The organism is Pseudomonas sp. H3_C08 (assembly GCF_054669455.1).
In genome coordinates this window covers 1158216-1176367 of the sequence record NZ_CP162803.1, presented here as the reverse complement: position 1 = coordinate 1176367, position 18152 = coordinate 1158216, and the positions used below count along the sequence as shown (strand labels likewise).

16 protein-coding genes are annotated in these 18152 nt (G+C 60.8%); 10 read left to right on the top strand and 6 right to left on the bottom strand.

What is annotated here, in order from left to right; all coding sequences use genetic code 11:
• Positions 1 to 50 precede the first annotated feature (50 nt).
• The 6 genes from AB4N74_RS05455 to AB4N74_RS05430 all read right to left on the bottom strand — a co-directional run bounded on the left by AB4N74_RS05455 (position 51) and on the right by AB4N74_RS05430 (position 6746).
• Positions 51 to 248, bottom strand: coding sequence for a hypothetical protein (locus AB4N74_RS05455; RefSeq protein WP_093439111.1), 198 nt, complete (start codon positions 246 to 248; stop codon positions 51 to 53).
• A gap of 10 nt (positions 249 to 258) precedes the next feature.
• Positions 259 to 501 (bottom strand): hypothetical protein, encoded by a 243-nt coding sequence (locus AB4N74_RS05450; protein ID WP_460098556.1) that lies wholly within the window; start codon positions 499 to 501, stop codon positions 259 to 261.
• 194 nt (positions 502 to 695) lie between these two features.
• The gene (locus tag AB4N74_RS05445) at positions 696 to 1763 is read right to left on the bottom strand and encodes a lipocalin-like domain-containing protein (RefSeq protein ID WP_460098554.1); all 1068 of its coding nucleotides are present in this window, start codon (positions 1761 to 1763) and stop codon (positions 696 to 698) included.
• Positions 1753 to 4224 (bottom strand): FtsX-like permease family protein, encoded by a 2472-nt coding sequence (locus AB4N74_RS05440; RefSeq protein WP_460098552.1) that lies wholly within the window; start codon positions 4222 to 4224, stop codon positions 1753 to 1755. Before AB4N74_RS05440 ends, AB4N74_RS05445 begins: the two co-directional genes overlap by 11 nt.
• A complete protein-coding gene (locus tag AB4N74_RS05435; RefSeq protein ID WP_099758613.1) occupies positions 4221 to 4874 on the bottom strand; it encodes an ABC transporter ATP-binding protein in 654 nt (217 codons plus the stop codon). The genes AB4N74_RS05440 and AB4N74_RS05435 overlap by 4 nt, the downstream gene beginning before the upstream one ends.
• Positions 4875 to 5048: 174 nt before the next feature.
• A complete protein-coding gene (locus AB4N74_RS05430) occupies positions 5049 to 6746 on the bottom strand; it encodes a sulfatase-like hydrolase/transferase (RefSeq protein ID WP_460098550.1) in 1698 nt (565 codons plus the stop codon).
• Positions 6747 to 7135: 389 nt separating this feature from the next.
• Between AB4N74_RS05430 and AB4N74_RS05425 the strand changes: the two genes are divergently transcribed.
• From AB4N74_RS05425 to AB4N74_RS05380, 10 genes are read left to right on the top strand one after another with little or no spacing between them, the layout of a single operon-like run.
• Positions 7136 to 8488, top strand: coding sequence for a UDP-glucose dehydrogenase family protein (locus AB4N74_RS05425; protein ID WP_116255338.1), 1353 nt, complete (start codon positions 7136 to 7138; stop codon positions 8486 to 8488).
• Entirely contained in the window at positions 8485 to 9522 is a 1038-nt protein-coding gene (locus AB4N74_RS05420) for an NAD-dependent epimerase (protein WP_093439143.1), read from the top strand. The genes AB4N74_RS05425 and AB4N74_RS05420 overlap by 4 nt, the downstream gene beginning before the upstream one ends.
• Before the next feature lie 18 nt (positions 9523 to 9540).
• Positions 9541 to 10287: a sugar transferase gene (locus AB4N74_RS05415; RefSeq protein WP_093439148.1), complete on the top strand. Its 747-nt coding sequence runs from the start codon at positions 9541 to 9543 to the stop codon at positions 10285 to 10287.
• Positions 10287 to 10934 (top strand): CpsD/CapB family tyrosine-protein kinase, encoded by a 648-nt coding sequence (locus AB4N74_RS05410; protein ID WP_093439152.1) that lies wholly within the window; start codon positions 10287 to 10289, stop codon positions 10932 to 10934. The genes AB4N74_RS05415 and AB4N74_RS05410 overlap by 1 nt, the downstream gene beginning before the upstream one ends.
• 21 nt (positions 10935 to 10955) lie before the next feature.
• Complete coding sequence (locus AB4N74_RS05405) at positions 10956 to 11981, top strand: polysaccharide biosynthesis/export family protein (protein ID WP_460098549.1); 1026 nt, start codon at positions 10956 to 10958, stop codon at positions 11979 to 11981.
• A gap of 16 nt (positions 11982 to 11997) precedes the next feature.
• Entirely contained in the window at positions 11998 to 13590 is a 1593-nt protein-coding gene (locus AB4N74_RS05400; protein WP_093439161.1) for a GumC family protein, read from the top strand.
• On the top strand, positions 13587 to 14678 hold the full coding sequence (locus AB4N74_RS05395; RefSeq protein WP_093439165.1) for a glycosyltransferase family 4 protein: 1092 nt from the start codon (positions 13587 to 13589) through the stop codon (positions 14676 to 14678). The genes AB4N74_RS05400 and AB4N74_RS05395 overlap by 4 nt, the downstream gene beginning before the upstream one ends.
• Complete coding sequence (locus tag AB4N74_RS05390) at positions 14675 to 16045, top strand: O-antigen ligase family protein (protein ID WP_093439168.1); 1371 nt, start codon at positions 14675 to 14677, stop codon at positions 16043 to 16045. The genes AB4N74_RS05395 and AB4N74_RS05390 overlap by 4 nt, the downstream gene beginning before the upstream one ends.
• A complete protein-coding gene (locus tag AB4N74_RS05385; protein WP_093439171.1) occupies positions 16042 to 17010 on the top strand; it encodes a glycosyltransferase in 969 nt (322 codons plus the stop codon). The genes AB4N74_RS05390 and AB4N74_RS05385 overlap by 4 nt, the downstream gene beginning before the upstream one ends.
• Positions 17003 to 18139: a glycosyltransferase gene (locus tag AB4N74_RS05380; protein ID WP_460098546.1), complete on the top strand. Its 1137-nt coding sequence runs from the start codon at positions 17003 to 17005 to the stop codon at positions 18137 to 18139. The genes AB4N74_RS05385 and AB4N74_RS05380 overlap by 8 nt, the downstream gene beginning before the upstream one ends.
• The last annotated feature ends 13 nt before the right edge of the window (positions 18140 to 18152 follow it).

Below are 18152 nucleotides of genomic sequence, written 5' to 3'. Positions count from 1 at the left end.
GCCGCCGAATCGACTTCGGCGACGAGCGTGCCACTGAGCATAGACGCAGTTCAGGGCTTGGCTTTGGTTTGTGACGGCGAGCTTTGTTGCTTGGCGGTGTCCTGCGCGGTGGATTCGCCACTGGGCGTGCCTTTGCCATTGTTTTCACGCTGTTTCGGGTCGGTGGGCCGCAGGGCGTCGTTGTCACGTTCGGTCTCGCCCGGTGGACGGGGTTCGTCGGGGTGTTCGCCTTGGGTGATGGGTTTCATGGGGTTGTCCTCAAGCTTCGGGGTCGTCGAGTTCTCGGGCGACGTTGATCGCGGGTGAATCCTTGTGCAGGTCGTCGGCCTTGGCGCGCAGGAGCTGCCATTGCTCAAGGTCGATGGCGCCTTGGCCGAGCAGGTCGTCGGCGATGCGTTGCAGGTCGAAGTAATGTTCGTCGGGGGATTGCTGCCAGTAGGTTTCGTCGTCGAACAGGCGTTGCCAAGTGGTCATGTCTGGAGGTTGCAGGTCGTCGCTCATGGGGGAGTCCTCGACGGCGTTTCGCAAAGGTGTGAGAGATATTCGGTAGAGGGGTTGAGAAGTAGCGGAGTTCCAGCCAATTTCTCTGTGGTGTCTGGGCGGGCGCTTTCGCGAGCAGGCTCGCTCCCACATTTTGATTTCGGTCAGATCCGGATTCTGCGCCCGTTACAACTCGCAGTTTTTACGAGGCGCTGTCAGTACCCGGTCATTTCCAGATAGCCCTGGCCGGGATGGCTGCCGCTGATGTGCACCGGGCCTTCCCAATAGGGGATGCGCAGGTTCATCCAGGCATTGGGGTTGAGCGCGTCGAGGCTGATGTCGAGGTGTTTGTCGGGGATGCTGATCGACCATTTCACCGGCATCGCCCGGCCGGCGACCTTGGCCGTGATTTGCGGGGTGAGCTGAATCTGCGAGCCACTCAGGGTTTGCGTCTGACCGTCGGCAGCAATCCACGTGCCGGTGAGATACGGCGCGCCGTCCTTCTGGCGCATGCGGTACAGCATCACGTGTTCACCACTGTCCAGGTGCAGGGAAAACCAGTCCCAACCGGTTTGATTGGCGGTCAGCGGCTGGCTGCTCCATTCGCGATCGAGCCATGCCGGGCCGCTGACGGTGTAGCGCTGGCCGTCGATCTGCAACGTGCCGTTGGCCTGAAAAAACGGCTGGCTGTAGTAATACGACGCCTGACCTTCTTCGGATTTCTGGCTGAAGCCCTTGTCGCCCTGCAGCACCAGCGGACGGCTGGACGTGAGGTGCAGTTGATAGGCGAAATCCTTGTCGCGAGCGCTGAGTTGCAGGTCGCTCAGGGGATCCTGCGCCTGACTGGCGAACCGCCAATCATCGATCCACGCCTCGAACGGCGCCAGTTGCACACCCGCCTGCCCCACCCCGCCTCGCGCATAACGTTCGGCAGCGTGATGTACCGTGCTCGACGTCACCGCCGCATGCCCCAGCCAGATCGTTTGATTGCCCCACCCTGCCGTCTCCGCCACAGGTTTCAAAGCGCTGCGAAACAAGGTCCACTGCACGCCGAATTCATTGCCCTGCTGATCCTTGAGATTGGCGGTGACGTACCACCACTCAATGCGAAAACCGTCATGCGCACCGTGATCTGCGGGAAAACTGAACACCCGCCCCGGCACCACCGGCGTAAACGCCAACGCCTGATTGCCCATCCCGGCGAAGCCCTTCTGCTCCGGCGCCGATTGATCGCAACCGCCGAGCAGCAGCAAAACCAGGAGCACAAAGCGGTTAATCCTCATGGGCAAACGTCCTCAACAGGTCCGCCGGTTGCGTGCGGTACAACGAGTACAGCGGCCATGCCGACGCCAGCAATGTCGCCAGTAACGCCAGTCCCATCAGTTGCAGCAATTGCCATGGGAATATCCGCAACGGCAACCGCCAACCAAACGCCTGAACGTTGATCACCGCATCCAGGCACCACGCCAATGCGATCCCCAGCGGCAACGCTAACACCAGCGTCAGCACCGCCAACAGCCAGGTCTGACCAAGATTGAGCAGCATCAATTGCCGCCGCGTTACGCCCAATGCCCACAGCGGTGCGAGTTGTCCGAGGCGACTCTGGCTTTGCGTCAGCAGGCTGATGAACAGCGCCACACCCGCCACCGCCAGGGTCAAACTGTTCAACGCCGCCGTCGCCGCAAAGGTCCGTTCGAAGACTTGCACCGACCAGCCCTTGAGCCGCGCCTGATCAACGATGCGACTGTCATCGAGTTGAAAACGCGTCTGCAATGCAGCTAAAAATCCCGGGATGTTCTGCGGTTCGATGCGCAGATTGAAACGGTTCGGCGTCAGTTGCGGCCAGCCGCGCAACAGGTGGTTGATGTTGACCAGCAAATGCCCCTTGGGATTGCCGTAGTCGGCGTAGATGCCAACGATGCGCGGCGACCATGGGCCATTGGGTGTCGGAATCGCCACGTGTTCACCCACGTGCAATTTCAGGCGCCGGGCGATTTGCTCACTGAGCATCACCGCATCATCGGTGGCCAGATGCGCCCACGGGTCGTCGCCAACGGCATCGAGCAGCGGCCAGTGCTGGCGATAATGCGCGTGATCGATGATGCCGAACACTTCCGCCGGCCAGCCCTGCAACGTCACCGCGACCTGCCAGTTGGGCAGAATCGCCGCGATGTTCGGCTGCTGCTTTAGCCAACTGTACATTTCCCGCGACTGTGCCGGATTGCTCGGGTTGATATACAGCTCGGCGCTCAGGCGTTGTTCGAGCCAGTCATCGAAGGTCTGGCGAAAACCGGCGGTCATGCTGCCGGCACCGATGTTGGCGGCGAGCGCCAAAAGCAACGCCATCAGCGCCAGGCTCAGTGCCGGCAATTGCTGACGACAATCGGCGAGAAACCACTGCCCCAGCACCGAGCGACTGCGCCCGAGCAACTGATTCAACAACGCGCTGAGCAACACCGGCAAAGCCAACGCGGCGCCGATCAGCAACCCGGCCATCAGGACAAAACCGCTGGCCAGACTGTCACCCCAGATCAACGCCACCAAGGCCAGCAAACCGAGCACTGCCGCCAGCCAGCCTTGTCGGCGCAGCCAACGCGCATATTGCTGATGCCAGGCTTGCGGATCCGCCACGGCCAACAACGGCAAGCGGGCGGCGCGCAGCAGACTGTTGGACCCGGCGAGCAACGCGCCGAGCAGGCTCAAGCCGATGCCGCTGAACCACCACCACGGACTGAGGCGCAACTGCCCCGCCACTTCCGCGCCATACAAACCGCGCAAGCTGGCGGCGACGTCCGGCAGCAAGACACTCGCCAGCCAATAGCCGCTGATCACACCGAACAATCCGCCGATCAGCGCCAGCACACCCAGTTCGACGATCAGGCACACGATCAACATCCGCGCGCTGACCCCGCAGGCGCGCAACGTACGCAGCAGACCGCGTCGTTGCTCAAGAGCCAGGCCAATCGCGGCGTGGACAATGAACAAGCCCACCACGAATGACAAAAAACCTAACGCATCGAGATTCAGGTGAAAGCTCTCGGTCAGTCGCGTCAGATTGTTTTCCTCGCCGCTGCTTTTGAGCTGCAACTGACCTTTGAACACGGCGGGCAACTCGCCGTGGAAATCCTTGGGCAGCAATAGCCGCGACAATTGCCCGGGTTGTTCCAGCAGCGTTTGCGCGACGCCGATGTCCACCAGCAACAGGCCGGGCGCCATATCCTTTTGCGCGAGCAACGGTGGCAAGCGCAGCCCATTAGCCGTTTGCGGCGTGTCGCCTTCACGCAGATCCAGCGCTTGCAGCGTTTCCGGTGAAATCCACGTATTGCCCGGCGGCGTGAAAAACTCGACAACACGCTCAATCGGCAGCGCCTGCCCGGCCACTGCGGAATCGGCCGGCAATGACACCGGCTCGATGCCCATCAGTTGCAGGCGCTGATCTTCATGGCCCTTGAGCAACAACCGCCCCTGCAATAGCGGCGATGCCGGCCAGCCCGCTCGGCGCAGGTCAACGAACCATTGCTGTGCGAACGTCGCGCCGTTCGGCGTACTGAGACTGGCCTGGGGTTCGCCGCCAATCAACTGGCTGGCCCGCGCGTAGCTGTCACGCGCCTGACTGTTCAGCGCTTCGACGCCAGTCAACAGACTGGTCGCCAGCCACAACCCGGTCAGCACACTGAAAAACTGCACCGGATGACGCCGCCAATGGCTGAGCAGCGCGCGCAGGGTCTGACGGAAAACGATCACGTCAGCCGTCCGCTGGACAACACCACTCGCTGCGCCAGGCGCGCCGCGACGCGCGGGCTGTGGGTGACCATCAACAAGGTGGTCGGGGTGTCATCGAGCAATTCCAGCAACAGCCGCAGGACTTCGTCGCTGGTGGCTTCGTCGAGGCTACCGGTGGGCTCATCGGCCAGCAGCAATTTCGGCTGCGAGGCCAATGCCCGCCCCAAGGCGACCCGCTGCTGTTGGCCACCGGAAAGTTGCTCGGGATAACGCTTGAGCAAATCGCCCAGGCCCAGACGCTGCACCAGATGCGCCTGCCAACGCGGCTCATGGCGCCCGGCCAGGCGTGCCTGAAACGCCAGGTTGTCCTCGACGCGCAAACTGCCGATCAGGTTGAACTGCTGGAACACCAGACCGATTTCCGTCCGCCGCCAGTTCGCCAGTTGCGCCTCGTTCATGTTTTCCAGCCGATGCTCGCCGCTGCGAATGCTGCCGCTGTCGACTTTGTCGAGACCGGCCACCAGGTGCAGCAAGGTGCTTTTGCCACTGCCGGATTCGCCCATCAGTGCCAGGCTGCTGCCGGATTCCAGCGTCAGGTCGACGCCTTGCAGCACCGGCAATGGGCCTTGCGGGGTGAGATAGCTTTTGAAGACGTTTTCAACACGAAGCATGCCGCCACCTGATCGGTCAGTGTGGGGCAAGGATAGCGGATGGCGATGACCGACTTGAACTCAGCGTTGAATTGACCGGCCCCTTCGCGAGCAAGCTCGCTCCCACAGGTTGATCGCATTTCAAATGTGGGAGCGAGCCTGCTCGCGAAAGCGTCAGCCCAGCCAACTCAAAACTTACTGCCCCGCCGCCACACTCGTCGGCGCCTGCGACGGCGTGACAATGCTGCCCAGATCAATGTGCTTCCACTCAGGCTTGGCCCCCAACCGTGCATTGAAGCGGTAGTTGAAGGTGAACTCATCCGCCGTCGCGACACTCAGTGGCTTGCCATAAACAGCCTCGATCCCCGCCAGGTCATAGCCCATCAACTGCAGCAACGTCGGAAAGATGTTGTAGTGGCTGGAGCGATCCTTGTTCGCCGCCAGTTGCGCCGACCAGTCCAGTGTCTTCAGATCGCTGCCCTGAATCACCACCAGCGGCACCAGCCCTTCCTCCTCCACCGGATCGCCACCGCAATGGGTGTTCAGGCCCGGATTACCGCGCTCATGTAAATCCTGACCATGATCAGAGGTATAGATCAGCAACGCATTGTTCAGATTGGCCTCGGCGAACACCCGCGCAAAGAATTCGCCGACATTCCACAACACAGTGTTCTTGTAGGCGTTGCGGTACAGTACCCAATCGTCTGGCTGACCGTTGAAACCTGTGCGTTCACCGGTATCGGCCACCTCGGTGAACTGCCCGCGCGGTAAGGTCGGGCGATAGGCCATGAACGCGTCAGGGTATTTGTCGTGCACCGGGAAGTGCGCGCCGACCTTGTTGATCACCACCAGCTCTGACTGGTCGTCGTTGAGCAATTCGATGAGCTTCGCTGCCGCCGCCATGTCGCGATCGCGCACGCTGGTCTGGTCGAATTGCACAAACTGGTCGATGTCCTTCTTCTCGGTATCAGTCATCAGGTTCTGCAGATTGCCAGCCGTGCGCTGGGCATCGATGTATACCGTGCGCAGCCCAGCCTTCTTGGCGTACTGCCAGATCGACGGCAGCGTGCTGTTGATGCGCATGTAGTCGGCGCGGGTGCCGCCGTAACGCAGGGTCACGTTAGTGTCGGCGCTGCAATTGGCGATGGACGCGGCGTAGCCATAATTGAAGATGTCGACACCGGGATGCGCCTGCTTGAGGTTGCTGTGCACGCCGAACGGCGCGTTGATGTCCAGATAATTGCCGGAGATGCTTTCATCGATGATCAGCACGATATCGTGACCGACGGCTGGCGAGGTGCGCGTCAGTGTCACTGGTTCGCGCGGGCCGACGGTGCTGTGCAGGGCTTCATAGGCAAACAGGTTCAGGTAGGCCAGCGGCGTGTACATGATCGGCAAACCCCGCGCGCCCTCGCCCGCACGCAAGAACAGCACCGCACTGAGCAGCAACACGCCGCACAGCGGCGCCGCCACACGTAACGCGTTGGGAATCGCCAGGCCGTGGCGAGGCTTCAGACCGATGCCGAACAGCAACAACAAACCGCTGAGGGCGCCGTGCAGGATCGCGTCTCGATACTGGTACGCCGCTTCCTGGATGAAGCCGCCGGAATACACCAGCGAGACGAAGCTGCTGTAGCTCAGGTAATCCGCCGTTACCCGGGTGTAGACATCGAAAAACACCGCGGAGGCGAACATCACCAATGCGAATGCATGCCGGATGAGACTCTGCCGTATATAGGCCGTTAGATATAACGCTAAAGTTAGCGCCAAAAACATCGCGCCAAAAAGAAGTACAGCAAAACCGAGGCCGATAGCATTTAACCGCTCTATGTAATATTCGACATAAAGCAGAAAATAAATAATTAAAAGCAATTCTTTCGCATATCTGAACATGGCGATACCGGTCTTGCAAAACGGCGGAGAGTCAAAAGCTTGTCAATCAGAATCTGACACTAGCACCCGGCCATCAAAGCGCAAGAATTGACTGCCTTTTGTAAAAAGCGTCAAAAAACCGATGACTCAAATCTGACACACATCAAACCCCAGAAGCCTTTAAATTAAAGGCTTACGACCGTTTATCGCTTATTTTGAATCTGAACAAATCTGCAAAAAACCAACAAACTCAATCGCAGCAATGACTTGATGGCCAATCGCCAAAAAATGCTCAAGTGTTATACAGATGCAACATGTCATTTTGCTGACACGCTTTGCAAACCCTGCGCTATACCCCATTTACAGTCTTCTTCCGAACTTCTTCTTTTCGCTCTATCGAGGGTGCGCAGATGGACGTGAGCGTATTTGGCACGGGCTATGTTGGATTAATACAAGCCGCCGCACTTGCAGATGTCGGTCATCGCGTTTTATGCGTGGATATTGACCCAAACAAGATTAAACAACTGCAACAAGCGGTGCCGCCAATCAGTGAGCCCGGTTTATCCAGCACGCTCGAAGAAAACATCAAGGCTGGCCGTCTGCTGTTCAGTACCCAGGCAAGCGACGCCGTCGAGCATGCCGAGCTGATTTTCATCGCCGTCGGCACCCCGGCCGATGAGGATGGCTCTGCCGACCTCAGCCACGTGCTCAACGTTGCCCGGCAAATTGCCTCGCACATGGAGGCCGATCGCACCTTGATCATCAAATCCACGGTACCGGTCGGCACGGCCGATCAGGTGCTGGCCACCGCCAACAGCGAATTGCAGCGCCGCGACAAGGCAGGTCTGACCGTACGGGTGGTCTCCAACCCTGAGTTTCTCAAGGAAGGCAGCGCCCTCGCCGACTGCATGCGCCCGGACCGGATCATCGTCGGCACCCGTGACGACGTAGCCCGCGAGCAGATGAGCGAGCTGTACGCGCCGTTCTGCCGCAACCACGAAAAACTGATGTTCATGGACAACCGCAGCGCCGAGCTGACCAAGTACGCCGCCAACGCCATGCTCGCCACGCGCATCAGTTTCATGAACGAACTGGCCAACCTCACCGAACTGCTCGGTGCCGACATCGAAGCGGTGCGCAAAGGCATCGGTTCTGACCCGCGCATCGGTTACCACTTCATCTATCCGGGCTGCGGCTTCGGTGGCTCATGCTTTCCCAAAGACCTGCGCGCCCTGCTGCACACCGCTGAACACAACGGCATGCCGTTGAAACTGCTGCGCAGCGTCACCGACGTCAACGACCTGCAGCGGCACATCCTGTTCAGCAAACTGAAAGCGCAATTCCCGCAAGGCCTTGCCGGTAAGTCCATCGCGATCTGGGGCTTGGCATTCAAACCCAACACCGATGACATGCGCGAAGCGCCCAGCCGCTACTTGATGGATGCGCTGTGGGCCGAAGGCGCCAGCGTGCAGGCCTATGATCCGGAAGCGATGTCCGAATGCCGGCGCCTCTACGGCTACCGCAACGACCTGCACCTGTGCGCCACCCGCGACGACACCCTGGAAGACGCCGACGCACTGGTGATCTGCACCGAGTGGAAAAACTTCCGCGTGGTCGATTTCGAGTTGCTCGCCGAAAAGCTCCGTTCGAAGGTGATCATCGACGGCCGCAACCTGTACAACCCGGAACAAGTGGCTGCCGCCGGTTTGCATTACAGCGGCATCGGCCTGCGCCACATTGCCCCCGAAGGGCTACGGCCATGAAGGTGCTGGTCACCGGTGCGGCCGGTTTCATTGGTGCCCATTGCGTGTTGCGGCTGCTGCGCGACGGGCATTCAGTGGTCGGTCTGGACAATTTCAACGCCTACTATGACCCGCAACTCAAGCACGACCGCGTGCAGTGGGTGCGTGAGCAGGCCGGCGATTTCCAGCTCGTCACGGTTGACCTGGCCGACGCCTCGGCCATTGACGCGCTGTTTGTCCGCGAACGGCCGCAAGTGGTGATTCACCTCGCCGCGCAAGCCGGGGTGCGTTACTCGCTGGACAATCCCAAGGCGTATCTGGACAGCAACCTCAACGGTTTCCTGAATATTCTCGAGAGCTGCCGGCATCACCCGGTCGAACACCTGATCTACGCGTCATCGAGCTCGGTGTACGGCGCCAATCAGCACACGCCCTACTCTGTGAAAGACGGCGTCAATCACCCGCTGTCGCTGTACGCCGCGACCAAGAAAGCCAACGAGCTGATGGCGCACAGTTACAGCCATCTGTTTGGCATTCCCTGCACCGGCCTGCGCTTTTTCACCGTGTACGGGCCTTGGGGCCGGCCGGACATGTCGCCGATCCAGTTTGCCCGGGCGATCAGCGAAGGCGAGCCACTGAAGCTGTTCAACTATGGCGAGCACCAGCGCGATTTCACCTACATCGACGACATCATCGAAAGCATAGCCCGCCTCACCGAATGCCCTCCGCACGCCGACCCGCACTGGGATCGCGAGCTGCCCGACCCGGCCAGCAGCATGGCGCCGTGGCGGCTGTTCAACATCGGCGGGCAGCACCCGGTCGAGCTGAAAACCTATTTGGCGCTGCTGGAAAAACATCTCGGCCAGAAAGCCATTGTCGAGCTGCTGCCGCTGCAACCGGGCGACGTGCTCAACACTTGCGCCGAGGCCAGCGACCTGGCCCAGGCCACCGGGTTTCAGCCCCGGATCGAGCTGGATGAGGGACTTGGGCGATTCATCGCCTGGTTCCGCGACTACTACCCCACTGCCTATCGCCCACGCGCCGCTCGCGGCTGAATTAATGCGGAGGACTCCATGACTGGACATGAGAAAGGTGTGCCGATCCAGGAAATGCGCCGTGACAAGCGCGTTGACCCCGAGCACCGAATGCGTCTCGACGCGGCAATCCATCGCCAGGGTCGCGGCTGGTTCACTGGCCGCGACGGCGGTCGCCCATGGCAACTATCACGCACCAATCGCGTGGTCGCCTGCCTCGGTGCGCTAATGATTCTGGTGCTGATCTCGCCACTGCTGCTGGGTCTGGCACTGGTCATCAAGTTCAGCAGCCCAGGTCCGGTGATGTTCGTGCAAAAGCGTACCGGTTACCGCGGCCGCAAGTTCGGCATGTACAAATTCCGCACCATGGTCGCCAACGCCGAAGAATTGAAAGAATCGCTGCGCCACCTCAACAAGCACGGTGCCGACGCCATCGATTTCAAAATCGACCACGATCCGCGCATCACCCGCATCGGCGGTTTTCTGCGGCGCACCAGCCTCGATGAACTGCCGAACCTGATCAACGTGGTGACCGGTGACATGCGCCTGGTCGGCCCTCGCCCGACCTCGTTCAACGCTTACCGCTACAAGGACAATCACCTCGCCCGTCTGGCGATCTACCCCGGCATGACCGGCCTGTGGCAGATCTCCGGACGCAGCAATATCGACTTCGACCAGCGCGTTGAGTTGGACCTCAGCTACATCGCCGAGCAGAGCCTTTTGCTTGATCTGAAGATTCTGTTGAAAACCCCCTTCAAAGTATTCAGCGGCCACGGAGCAAGCTAATGGACGGTTCAACCAACAAAAGCCTGAGCATTGCCAACCCCAGCGAATCGAACCTGACCTCGACCGTGCTGGATCTCGACCTGCGGATCCTGTTCCTGACCGCCGCAAATCCCGGCGCCGGCACCACCACCAGTGCCTTGGCGCTGGCCAGCCAACTGGCGCAAATGAGCAGCGGCCAGGTGCTGCTGGTCGATGCCAGCCAGTCGGCGAGCAACCTCACGCAGCAGCTGAACCTGAGCAAGGAGCGCGGCCTGCGCGACTTGCTGTTCAACCCGGACAACCCGCCGCTGTTGCAGGACTGCGTGGTGCAGGTGTCGAGCCTGCCCTTCCACGTGCTGCCCAATGGCCGGCCGATCCGCACCATGGAACACCTGACCGCCGAGCGCCTGAGCCCGTTGCTCGATCAATTGGGCAGCCAGTACCGCTTCGTGGTGATCGACGGCGACGCGGTGTATTCCGCTGCCGACACCCTGGTCATCAGCACTCAGGTCGACGGCGTGGTGTTTGTCGTACGCGCCGAAGACACCCGCTGGGAAGCCGCCCAGGCCGCCGTGCAACGCCTGACTCAGGCCGGAGCCAAAGTGGTCGGTAGCGTGTTCAACCGGCGCAAGTACTACATGCCCAAATGGCTTTACAAAAACCTCTAAGCGAACGCGAAGGATGACGCCATGAACGCCAAGATTCTTGTGCTGCTGATGCTGCCGCTTGCAGGCTGCTCGAGCACCTCCGAAACCCAGAGCATGCCGGTGAATATCCTCACCGCCACCCCGGCCAACGCCCAGGCGACCGATATGCCGAAGATCGAGCAGACCCTGCGCCCGCAGGACGTGCTCGACGTGATCTTCCATATCAGCACCAGCGGCTCGGACGCCTACCGTGTGCAGTCGGGTGACCAGATCGGCCTGAACTTCACCGCTGCCAGCCAGCTCAACGGCAATCAACTGGTGCTGCCCGACGGCACCATCGAACTGCCGGGCGCCAACACCTCGGTGAAAATCGCCGGGCTGACCAGCGATCAGGCCCGCGAAGAAATCCAGCGTGCCTATCAGCGCAAGCAACTGTTCCAGCCCAACCGCAATCAGCTGACCGTGCAAATCATCAGCCCGCTGACCAATGAGCAGAACCTGAAAAGCGCGCTGAACCACCCGGCCACCGGCATGAGCCGCGAGATCACCGTCGGCACTGACGGCTACGCGAGTTTCCCGGAAATCGGCGCCGTGCCGCTGCAAGGCATGACCGTCAATCAACTGGAAACCTTCCTCAACCAGAAATACGCGCAACTGCCGGGCCGGATGACCGTGGACGTGCTGCTGAAATCCACCGCCGGCAACGAAATCTATGTGCTGGGCGAAGTCGGTCAACCAGGTTCCTACCCGATCCGCCGGCCGGTGTCGGTGCTTGAAGCACTGACCCTGGCCCGTGGCACTAACGTCAAGGCGCGCCTGGATTCGGTGGTGATCATGCGGCGCAATGGCAATCAGGTGCAGGCGGTGCATTACGACGTCGAAAAAGCCTTGTCCGGCGATGCCTCGCAAATCGCTTACCTGCAACCGGACGACATGCTGTTCGTACCAAAAACCAAACTGGCCAGCGCCGGCGAACTCGCTCGCCAACTGGCCGATGTGGTGCTGTTCCAGGGCGTCGGGTTCAGCTTCGGCTACCGCGTCGACAACAAAGACAGCAACAACAACTGACTCTCAGGTGACCGACATGAATCCAAAGGAAAACTACCTGCATGAGTTCTTCAGGATCTTCTTTGCCAACAAGCAACTGGTGAAACGGGTCTTCCTGATCTTTGCAGTCATCGCCCTGCTCCTGCCGCTGGTGCTCAAACAGAGCTTCGATATCACCGCGCAGGTGATCGTGCAGTCGAAAAAACTCTCCCAGGGTGACGCCACCACGTCACTCACGGTGGACAACGCCACGTTCATTCCGCCGTCGCTGGCGGACATGGAAACCGAGAGCAACATCCTCCGCTCGCCGGCGCTGATCCGTCAGACCATCAGCGAACTGCGCGACAAGGGCGAATACACGCCTTCGCCGGGCATTTTCAGCAGACTGGTGGCCGAGCCGTTCAAGCGCTACGTCACTTCACCGCTGCGCCAATACGTGATCAATCCGCTGCGCAATGTGCTCGGGCTGGACACCGATCCGGTTCGTGACACCGCGCTCGACGCCTTCACCCAGCAAGCCATCGATAGCCTGAAAATCGAGACCCTGCCCGGCTCCAACGTGATCTCGATCATCTACAGCTTCCCCGATCCGCATCAGGGCACGACGTTTGTTTCAGCCTTGCTGCAGAACTATCTGTTCAGCCGTCAGGCCTTGCAGTCGATCGACTTGCCGCAGTCCTTCTATGAGTCGAAAAAGCATCTCTACCAGGTGCGCCTCGACGGCCTGGAAGGCAATCGCCAAGCCTTGCTGGAAAGTGTCGGCTCGTCGGATCCGAAGGAAGAAATCACCTTCCGCCTCAACGCGATCAACACCGAAGAGCAAGCCCTGAACCTGTATCAGGATCGCCTGTTGCAGAGCCAGCGCTGGCTCGAATATCTGAAAACCGCGTTGGCTGCGGCCAGCAACAACAAGCTCAACGACTACACCTTCCCCTACACCTTCACCACCACCGTCGACAACGTGGCGTTCGAAGATCGGGAAATCAAACAGATGGGCGAGCAACTGACCACCCAGGTCAGCCGCTACATGAATGACCTGGCGGTGTTCCAGCCCGGCAGTGAACCGATGCTGCTGACCCGCGAGCAGATTGCTCGCACCCGTGGCCAGTTCCTCAAAGTGGTGAGCAACCGCATTCAGGAACGCACCAACGATCTGGCGGTGGTCAAGCAAGTGATCGATCAGAAAACCGCGCGCATCGCCGAGTTCAAGAATCGCATCCACGAGTTGCAGCAGACGCAAAGCAAGCTGCGGCAGATGGACACCGAAATCGATGCGCTGCACGCCGCCTTCTCGACTTACGCCCAACGTTTCGCCGAAAGCAGCACCACCGGCGCGCTCAACGACGATCTGTCCAACGCCCGGGTGCTCAGCCCGCCGTTCGAACCGACCGAAGCAGCGTTCCCGAAACCGGGCCTGATCATTCCATTCGGTTTGTTCACCGGGTTGTTGCTGGCGATTGCCCTGGTCTACGTGCGTGAGTTCTTCGATCACCGCTTCAAACACCCGGCGCAAATCAGCCACGAACTGGGTCTGCCGGTGCTGTTGGTGATCAACGACCAGAACGCGCTGCCGAGCAATCCGCACAAGAACTGGACGGTGCCAAGCTTCCTGCACTGGGTGCGCAATTGAGCACCGCATCCTCCCCGACTGCCGCGCTGCCGATCATTCATTTGCTCAGCAGCGGCGGCTTCTATGGCGCCGAGCGCATGTTGCTGGATCATTGTCTGGCGACGCCGGGTCAGCATCAGGTGCTGTTCCTCGACGCGCCGCCAGAACTGATCGCGCGCTTTCGCACGGCCGGGGTCGACTGTCGCGGCTGTGCCGGGCTGGGAGAATTGCTGCAGTATCTGCGTCAGCGCCGCAGTGAAAAACCGCTGATCAATACGCACAACTTCAAAGGGCTGTTGTTCGGTTGGGTCGGCGCAAGCCTGTTGCGCCTGCCGCTGGTGATCACCCAGCACGGCTTCACACCGCGCAGTCGCAAGCAGAAGTTCTACACCTGGCTAAGTCTGCAACTGTGCCGCACCGCGTCGGTGGATCGGGTGGTCTGCGTGGCGGAAAGTATCGCCGCGCTGCACCGTCAGGCCAGCGTCCGCGCGGAGAAATTGCAGGTGATCCCCAATGGTTTGCCAGCCGCTGCGGCGCTGGTGCCTGACGCGGATCGGCAGCGCTGGCTGGTCGGTTACGTCGGTCGTTTGAGCAGCGAGAAAGGCCCGGATCTGTTTCTTGATGCGCTGATTCCGCTGTGTCACCAGCATCCACAACTGGATGCGGTGATGCTCGGTGACGGCCCGGAACGCGAAGTGTTGCAGACGCGGATCGACAATGCCGGTTTGCAGCAACGTATTCGTTTGCCCGGTTATCAGATCGCCATGCAACCGTGGTGGCGGCAACTCGATGCGCTGGTGATCAGCTCGCGCACCGAAGGCACACCAATGATTTTGCTTGAAGCCATGCAGGCCGGGGTGCCGGTGGTGGCGTTCGGCGTCGGCGGCATTCCCGATGTGCTCGAGCACCGGCACAACGGCTTACTCGCCACACCGGCCGACTGCGCCGCCCTCGCCCGTCAGCTCGACACGTTGCTGAGCGAGCCGAAACTGGCCCGGCAACTGCGCGACAACGCAAAACGCACACAACAGGATCGCTACGACCTCAAGGCGCTCGCTGAGCGCTGGTCGCAGCTGTACATCCGCACGGCACGGGAGGCACGCGCATGATTTTCCCGCTCTCGATCGTCAGTCTGCTCGGTCTGGTCTGCATCGGTTTGCTGGCCAGCCCTTATCCGTTTCTGGCGCCGGGGGCGGTGCTGGGCCTGGTGGGATTTGCGCTGCTGTACCGCAAGCCGACCTGGGGCCTGCTCGGCATTGCTGCACTGGTGCCGTTCGAGGGCTTTTTCAAGGACACGTCGTTCTCCGGCAGCAAGCTGATCGGTGCTTCACTGGCGGTGATCCTGATGCTGCAACTGGCGTTGCACCAAATTCCCTCGGAGCGCCTGCGCAGCAATATCTGGCGCTTCCTGATCTGGTTTCTGGTGCTGTACTTTCTGAGTTTGCTCAATACCGATGACCTGGGCATGTCGCTCGGCCACCTGCGCGAGCTCAGCGTCGGTCTGATTCTGTTTGTCATCACCCTGTTGATCGGTCGCGAGCTGAACCTCGATCTGTTCGCCCGGCTGGTCACCCTCGCCGTCAGCACCACCTGTGCGATGGCAATGTTCTCGACCAAGTTTCAGGATCAGGGTCGCGCCGCCGGACTGCTCGAAGACCCCAACGCGTTCGCCCTGCTGATCGCTTTTGCGATTCCGCTGGGGCTGCTACTGGTGATCCGCAGCCCGAACCTGCTGCACCGGTTGTTCTGGGGCGGTTGCTGCCTGATGCTGTTGGGCGGCATGACCAAAACCGAATCGCGCTCGGGTCTGGTGGTCTTGGCCTTGAGCCTGCTGATCGGCTGCTGGCATTACCGCACCCAACTGACACGGATTCGCCCTCGGCATCTGGGCTTCGCCATGCTTGGCGCGGCGATCGTGATTCCGCTGGCGATCTACGCAATGCCCGCCGGTTACATGGCGCGCATCCAGTCCCTGAGTATTCTCAGCGCCGGTTCCAAGGCTCAGGACGAATCCCTCGGCCGCCGCGCTTCGTACATCGTCGTCGGCAGTCAGATGATCCGCGAGAACCCGCTGCTCGGCTCCGGCCCCGGCACCTTCCCGCTGCACTACGCGACCACGGGTTACGCCAAGGCGTTTTCGGCCAACCGCAAAATCGGCGACCTCTATCGTCGTGCGCACAACACCTACCTGGAAATCTTCAGCGAACTGGGGATTCCCGCCGGGCTGTTGTTCGTCGGCATGCTCGGTCTCGGCCTGTACAACCTGATCCGCGCACGCGCCGCGTGGATGTTGCGCCGCGAATGGCATCAGGCCGACATGATGACCCACCTCGGTGTGAGCTTCCTGTCGCTGACCTTGTTCCTGATGTTCCTCAGCGCACCGAACCAGAAATACGTGTGGATCATGCTCGCCATGACCAGCGTCCTGCGCCTGAAAGCCGAGCAGGCGCCCCTGAGCACGGAGGCAAAGGCATGAGCCGCATCAGCATCGTCATCCCGATGTTCAACGAGGCGCGGCACATTGGCCGCACCTTGCTTGCCGCGCAAAAAGCTGCCCATGCGGCCAATGTCGAGTGCGAGTTGATCGTGGTCGACAACGGCTCGACCGATCAGGGACCACACATCGCCCGCCAGTTCGGCGCGCAGGTGCTGGTGCAGCCGGGTTTGTTGATCGGCGCCCTGCGCAATCGCGGCACGGCCATCGCCACGGGTGAATGGCTGGCCTTCATCGACGCTGACATTGAAATGCCGGAGAGTTGGCTCAAGCCGTTGTTCGACATTGAGGCCAGCGGCCAGGCCGATGTCTTCGGCCTTGATCTGCACACCCCCGCCGAAGCGCCGTGGTACGCCACCGCCTGGCAACGCCGCACCGCGCGCGCGTCGTCGCAGGCGTCCCACGTCGTTGACTGGCTGCCCAGCTCAAACCTGCTGATGCGCCGGGGCTGGTTCGACAAGGTCGGCGGTTTCAACGAAAGCCTGCGCACCGGCGAAGACAAGGAATTCACCCTGCGCCTGCACGAACAGGGTGCGCGGCTGCTGTCGATCAATGACAACGTCGCCCTGCATTGGGGTTACGAAATGAACTGGCGCGAATGGATGGGCAAGGAGTTGTGGCGTCAGGGCAGTCACCTGCAACTGCTGCGCGCCCATGGCTTCAGCCTGCGCCTGTTGCGCTTTCCGGTGCTGTCGCTGCTGGTGTGGTTGCTGGACTTTCTGGCGATTTCGGCGCTGCTCGATGGCTTTCCGCATCACGCGATCGTCATGGTCAGCCTGACACTCCTACCGGGACTGGTGCTCAGCCTGCGGCAAAGCTCCAAACACCGCAATATCGGCCTGACCCTGCAGCTGTGGGGCCTGCATTGGGTGCGTCTGCACCTGGCCGGCGCCGCGTTCATTCTGAGTCTGTGTCATTGGAACGCCAGGAGGCCTGCCCGTGGCTGAATTCATTTTCTGGATGTGCCTGTTGCTGCCGGTCTACGCCTATATTGGCTACCCGCTGCTGCTGACGATTCTGGCGCCACTGTTCCCGGCCTGGCGTCACACGCCGGCGCCGCCATTGAGCGTCAGCATCGTGATTGCCGCGCACAATGAGGCGCGGCACATCGAACACAAGTTGCGCACCTTGCTGGCGCAGGATTACCAGCCGGCCTCGCTGCAGATCATTCTCGCCAGTGACGGTTCGACCGATGACACCGTGGCCTGCGCACACAAGATCGTTGATCCGCGCATCACCGTCCTCGATCTACCGCGCCAAGGCAAAGCGGCGACGTTGAATGCCGGCGTGGCCCTCAGCACCGGCGACATTCTGGTGTTCACTGACGCCGACAATCAATGGTCGCGCGAAACCCTTGGGTATTTGCTCGCGCCACTGAGTGATCCGAATGTCGGCGGTTGTGCCGGGCACATGGTGATTCCGGTCACCGGCGGCGGTTTGAGCGTGGGTGACAGCCTCTATCGGCATTACGAAGGCTGGCTGCGCCGGGTCGAGAATCGCACCGGGTGCATGGTCTCTGCCGACGGCGCCCTGCTCGCCCTGCGCCGCGAGTTGTTCCAGAACGTGCCGGCCGAGGTCAACGACGATTTCTTTATCAGCACCTGCGCGCCGGTCGCGCACAAACGCATCGTCTATGTGCCGGAAGCGCAAGTGATCGATCACGGTGTCGATGAGGCCAACAAGCAATTCCGCCGCCGTCAGCGCGTCACCGTCGGTGGTCTGCAAAGCCTCGCCCAACGCCGCGAACTGCTCAATCCGCTGAAATATGGCCTGTATTCGATCGCGCTGATCAGCCACAAACTGATCCGCCGTCTCGCACCGATCCTGTTGCTACCGCTGCTGCTGAGCAACTTCTGGCTGTGGGACGACCACGGTTTCTATCGCCTGGCCCTGATCGCGCAATTGTTCGGCTATGCCATCGCGATTGCCGGGCTGCTGGATTCGCAACACCGCTTGCCGAAACCCTTCCGCCTCGCCGCGTTTTTGCTGGTCACGCTCGCCGGGATGAGTCTTGGCCTGTGGCAGTTCCTGCGCGGTCAGCGGTATGCCCAGTGGAATCCGGAACAGAACCGTTAAGAGGACCGAAGCC

Coding starts and splice junctions, on each gene's coding strand:
- AB4N74_RS05455 (WP_093439111.1), bottom strand. CDS start 248: ATGAAACCCATCACCCAAGGCGAACACCCCGACGAACCCCGTCCACCG.
- AB4N74_RS05450 (WP_460098556.1), bottom strand. CDS start 501: ATGAGCGACGACCTGCAACCTCCAGACATGACCACTTGGCAACGCCTG.
- AB4N74_RS05445 (WP_460098554.1), bottom strand. CDS start 1,763: ATGAGGATTAACCGCTTTGTGCTCCTGGTTTTGCTGCTGCTCGGCGGT.
- AB4N74_RS05435 (WP_099758613.1), bottom strand. CDS start 4,874: ATGCTTCGTGTTGAAAACGTCTTCAAAAGCTATCTCACCCCGCAAGGC.
- AB4N74_RS05430 (WP_460098550.1), bottom strand. CDS start 6,746: ATGTTCAGATATGCGAAAGAATTGCTTTTAATTATTTATTTTCTGCTT.
- AB4N74_RS05425 (WP_116255338.1), top strand. CDS start 7,136: ATGGACGTGAGCGTATTTGGCACGGGCTATGTTGGATTAATACAAGCC.
- AB4N74_RS05420 (WP_093439143.1), top strand. CDS start 8,485: ATGAAGGTGCTGGTCACCGGTGCGGCCGGTTTCATTGGTGCCCATTGC.
- AB4N74_RS05415 (WP_093439148.1), top strand. CDS start 9,541: ATGACTGGACATGAGAAAGGTGTGCCGATCCAGGAAATGCGCCGTGAC.
- AB4N74_RS05410 (WP_093439152.1), top strand. CDS start 10,287: ATGGACGGTTCAACCAACAAAAGCCTGAGCATTGCCAACCCCAGCGAA.
- AB4N74_RS05405 (WP_460098549.1), top strand. CDS start 10,956: ATGAACGCCAAGATTCTTGTGCTGCTGATGCTGCCGCTTGCAGGCTGC.
- AB4N74_RS05400 (WP_093439161.1), top strand. CDS start 11,998: ATGAATCCAAAGGAAAACTACCTGCATGAGTTCTTCAGGATCTTCTTT.
- AB4N74_RS05390 (WP_093439168.1), top strand. CDS start 14,675: ATGATTTTCCCGCTCTCGATCGTCAGTCTGCTCGGTCTGGTCTGCATC.
- AB4N74_RS05385 (WP_093439171.1), top strand. CDS start 16,042: ATGAGCCGCATCAGCATCGTCATCCCGATGTTCAACGAGGCGCGGCAC.